The organism is Arthrobacter sp. H14, assembly GCF_000520495.1.
Lineage (GTDB): Bacteria > Actinomycetota > Actinomycetes > Actinomycetales > Micrococcaceae > Arthrobacter_C.
Genome location: NZ_KI914702.1, coordinates 1 through 4,252 on the forward strand (window position 1 = coordinate 1; position 4,252 = coordinate 4,252).

A 4,252-nucleotide genomic window follows, 5' to 3' on the forward strand; every position below is an offset into this window, starting at 1 on the left:
GGAAAGCACCCAGATGACGAACGGTCACAAGCTGGAGTCCGAACCCGAGCCGGTTGTGGTCGCCCCTCCTCTTCGCCACCAGCTCGCGATCCAAGTCATCGAGGAAGAAAAACCGCTCCAGCACCGACTGTTCCGGAGCTCCATGCCCATACCGCCCGTACGCCGCCTCTTCGGCAGCCGTTAAATATTCACCAGCCATGCTCTGTCAACGATCGACGCAAGCAATCGTTGCGATCGGATTGATCCTTAGCGCTACTTTTCCGCGGAATGGTCCCCGACCCCCTTGTCCGGCTCCTCCTGCACTGCCGGGTCCGGGGTCAGCATCTCGGCCCTGACGATCTCCTCGGCCTGCATCTTCGAGGCGTTGATTCTCCCGACCTTCTCCAGGTAGGTTTCGTCCTTCGGGTCCGGGCCGGCGATCTGATATGTCAGCTCCCCCACTGCCTGTTCCGCTTCCCGGCCCAGATTCTCGAACCACTCCTGTGGGTCCACGATCTTCGCGTACTCGGTCGGGGCGATCATCTTCCAAGTGTCCTGTGCGTGCTTGCCGTATTGATTCATCACGAGCCTCCTCTGACTCAGGGAAAAGGAAGTCATCGAGACTGCCCTGCCCCTCGACCTGCCGTTTTTTGCGCGCTCTGACCACCGGGCAACTCCTGGGGATGGGACGGTTTCTTGCTCCCACCGTACCCAACGCCGCTGTCGCCGTCCGAGCGGACGGCCCTGACAATCGTTGACCGGCTGACTTTGAGCTTCGCCGCGATGCTGTCCAGTTTCCACTTCTCGCTGTAGCGCAGCCGTCGTGCCTCCTCGATGTCATGCTCCTGCAACCTGGGCGGCCTGCCGCCCCGGCCGGAAGTGGCCGCCAGGCCCGCACGGGTGCGTTCAACGATTAGGTTGCGTTCCATCTCAGCCACCGACGCAACGATGGTGAACATCATCATTCCCTGGGTGGTCGTGGTATCGATACCCTCCGTCAGCGAACGGAACTGCACATCGCGCTCCTGCAATTGGTGCAGCAGCTCCACCAGACCACGGACACTGCGCCCAAGCCGGTCCAGTTTCCACACCACCAGCGTATTTCCCGGCTGAAGCGCCCGCAGGCACGCCTCCAGCTCAGGCCGTTTCATCGTCGCCCCGGATTTACCGACGTCCGCGTAGACCTCGTAACAGCCGGCCTCAAACAACAGCCGCCGCTGCCCCTCCAAACTTTGATCCGAACTCGACACGCGACAATAACCCAGAGACACGCCATCCGGGACCAGGATCGGCTCCTCCGCGCCGTGAACGCGTTCAGCCTCTCTCATCGGCTCAGCACTCCCCTCGCTTGACTGGTTCAGAATCCGTGAGTCGCATAGTTATGACAATAACAATAAAAAACATGGATTATGACACGTTTTTTGAGGGTCCTCGTTCTATTCTGAAATGTCATTTTCCGAAGACGACTGCACGGAATGTCCGAAGTCGCCTGCACAGCAGCCTCGTACCCGTAGGGGGAACGCCCTGTGCGACGCGGACACCGGCTGGTGCCGTTGCGGAAGCTCCGGCTGTGAGCCGCAACGATAAATGGCGAGCTTTTCGCAGCGCTACTTGGCGCGATCCTCTGACAATGCCCCAAGGACGTGCGGTCGCTCGATTTTCACCCGTCGGAGGCTGAACACGCAGGATCAGGCTCCGGCCGGCCCCGCCGATCGCGCCGGCGTCTTGAAAAGCTCGTGCGATGCCTTCACTTGCCGAATCCAGAACTCTTCTTTCGAGTCGCCCTTGTGCAGTAGGCCCTTCTGCCTGGCCAGGTTGCAGAAACCGGTGCCGGCGTCGTTCGCATTGAGATAGACGACTAGCGAGGAGATCATCAGGCCCGGGTGATCAGCCTGGTCCCGGTCCACGACACGGCCCAGCAGGTAACCCATCGCTGCTCGGTCCTTCTCCTGGCTAAAATCGAAGCCCACCAATCCAGTGCGCCGCTGCAGGACGGCATTCATTTCCGTGTAGCTCGTGGTCTTACCCAGACTTGCCACCTCTATGAGGAACCTATGGCCAGCCTGAACCAACTCGTCCCATTCGTCATCATCACGCCCGTACACTGCATCCCCTTCGCCGGCTGCTGGAAGCATAGCAAGGGGCAGCGGCCTCTGCCTTGCGGGAGGAGACCCCTCGCGGTGCTCCGCGTCGAACTATCTCTCACGAACCGGTGCGCCAGGGACAAAGCGTCCAGGGAACCCTGCTCGGAGATGAGGGGGTCGAACACGCCCTTGGCAGTATGGATCTCGACACAGAAGAAGCACGCGGAGCGACCTCGCGGAGCGACCTCGCGGAGCGACCGTTCATAGGACATATTCGAGACGGGATCGCCAAGGCGGTGTGTCGTGTTCTATGGCTTGTGACTGTTAACTAAAAATGGCGGTTAATCGCAACTTCGGTTGGCGGTTTAGCTAGCGATAAACTGCCATTCCTTGCCAACGATGTGTGGGGCCGGCTCACTGGTGTGGAGCTCAGCGCGAGCATGCTGGCCCAGGCACACGCCCGGGCTGAGATGCTACACCGGGTAGTGGACCTGCGGCTTGGGGATGCCCAGCACCTGAACTTTCCCGATGCCAGCTTCGATACCGTGGTTGCCACCCTGAGCCTGTGCAGCATTCCCGATGACCGTGCCGCCGTGGCCGAGATGGCGCGGGTACTCCGTCCTGGTGGCCGACTGGTCCTACTTGACCACGTCGCCAGCTCCGTGCGGCCGGTTCGCGCTGTACAACGACTCCTCGATCCCTTGCTGGTTCGCTTTGAAGGCGACCACCTCCTCCGTGAACCCGAAGCCGCCGTACGTGCCGCTGGCTTGGTCACCGATGAACTCACCCGGTTCAAATGGGGCATCGTGCTACGGCTCACAGCCCACAAACCCATTCCAGATAAGCCGTCATCACCAGATGCGGCCATCAGCTGACCAGTCCTGAGTGCAGAGAGGGCCTCAAGGCCTCATCGGAGTGGCAACCGTCGACAGGCGGATATGAGCTGCCTATCGTCCCGCCAGTAGGTATCAGCTACGTGTTGTGACCCGACCTGGTCCTTCTCTTCTATGTTCCGCTTCAAATTGGCCATCACCATCAACGGCGGCGTTTTTGAGGACTATCTACATACCCGCGGTTCAGAATGACGTTGTCCTGCCGGTGAAACAGCCGGCGGCCCTGACCTTCATCGAACTGCACCCACAACACACTACGGTCCTCGGTGATGGCATCGACATGTCCTGAGACCGGACGACCACTAATAATTTCAACGACAACCCGATCACCGATAGTCAGCTCCTGCCAGTACCGGTCGAGGAAGGGATGCGGCGCTACCGGGGTATCATGGTCCCGGTCCCAATCCTGATCTTCTCTGTTGATCCGCATGGACTATTTTCTCCTGCTTCTCAAACCGGAACGAATCCTGGTTCGGCTCCCAGTATCGCAGTGGAAAGTGAATGCCCGGTGAACTACCTTCAGCACGGACGTTGAGCGTTCGCCTGCGGAATCGCTCAAGCTAAGTGGTTGAATTCAGGGTAAAGACGTTGCCTATGGCTTCGATGAACTGTAGGCCCCGTAAGCCGGCCCGTGACCGGGACAGCAGCAGTGACTGTCGAATTCATGATTTTAGGTGACTAGTTTTGCGTAGACGACGTAGTTGTCGTCGAATTCGCCGGTGTCCGGGTCGTAGCCGTCGCAGGTGATCAGGCGTAGTTCGGATCCTTCGGTGTTGCCGTAGACCGTTTGGGTGGGAAACTCGTCCTTAGCGTATTGCTCACCGCGATCGAAAACGAACGTTGCTGTGGTGCCGTCCTCCCGGAGCACATCGATGGTGTCACCGGCCTTGAGTTTGCGGAGGTCCGCGAAGACTCCGGGGCCGCTGTCGGTGGCGTTGACGTGTCCGAGGAGGACCGCGGGTCCGCGTTCACCGGGTGTGGGGGAGTCGTTATACCAACTCGCGGGTGCGCCTGGATCACCGGGCGGAACCTCGAGCGAGCCGTTATCGCGCAGCCCGAGGCTCAGTAGCTCAGATCCCGCGTCGATGGCGGGAATGGTGAATGATACCGGGTCCGACGCCGACAGGACCGGCAACAGGGTTGGTGCGGGTGCTCCCGGCGCGGGGGCAGTGGGTGTTTGAGTCGGGGCTGGTACCGCGGGCGTAGCGGAAGCGGAGACGGACGGCGCTGCCGTCGTTCCTTGGCTTTGGGCGGGGGTGTTGGTGGCGCAGCCGGTGAGGATTAAAACGGCGACCG

Annotated in this window: 7 protein-coding genes; 1 reads left to right on the forward strand and 6 read right to left on the reverse strand. The window is 60.5% G+C overall.

Annotation, left to right across the window (positions count from 1 at the left end; all coding sequences use genetic code 11):
* The 4 genes from Y707_RS30240 to Y707_RS0120780 form a co-directional block, all read right to left on the reverse strand.
* Positions 1-199 (reverse strand): DUF4158 domain-containing protein (locus Y707_RS30240; RefSeq protein WP_155853224.1); only part of this gene is annotated, 199 nt, incomplete at its 3' end.
* 53 nt (positions 200-252) lie between these two features.
* Positions 253-564, reverse strand: coding sequence for a TnpV protein (locus tag Y707_RS28095; RefSeq protein WP_216699311.1), 312 nt, complete (start codon positions 562-564; stop codon positions 253-255).
* A gap of 29 nt (positions 565-593) precedes the next feature.
* On the reverse strand, positions 594-1,307 hold the full coding sequence (locus Y707_RS28100; protein WP_081745058.1) for a recombinase family protein: 714 nt from the start codon (positions 1,305-1,307) through the stop codon (positions 594-596).
* A gap of 360 nt (positions 1,308-1,667) precedes the next feature.
* The gene (locus Y707_RS0120780) at positions 1,668-2,084 is read right to left on the reverse strand and encodes a hypothetical protein (RefSeq protein ID WP_253905291.1); all 417 of its coding nucleotides are present in this window, start codon (positions 2,082-2,084) and stop codon (positions 1,668-1,670) included.
* Positions 2,085-2,443: 359 nt separating this feature from the next.
* On the opposite strand from Y707_RS0120780, the gene Y707_RS28105 reads away from it, so the two are divergent.
* Positions 2,444-2,938, forward strand: coding sequence for a class I SAM-dependent methyltransferase (locus tag Y707_RS28105; protein WP_333782869.1), 495 nt, complete (start codon positions 2,444-2,446; stop codon positions 2,936-2,938).
* Between the two features lie 160 nt (positions 2,939-3,098).
* Here Y707_RS28105 and Y707_RS0120790 read toward each other — a convergent pair whose 3' ends face one another.
* The gene (locus tag Y707_RS0120790; protein ID WP_026536477.1) at positions 3,099-3,386 is read right to left on the reverse strand and encodes a hypothetical protein; all 288 of its coding nucleotides are present in this window, start codon (positions 3,384-3,386) and stop codon (positions 3,099-3,101) included.
* Between the two features lie 240 nt (positions 3,387-3,626).
* On the reverse strand, positions 3,627-4,252 hold a 626-nt coding region (locus Y707_RS0120795; RefSeq protein ID WP_333782868.1), incomplete at its 5' end, for a class F sortase.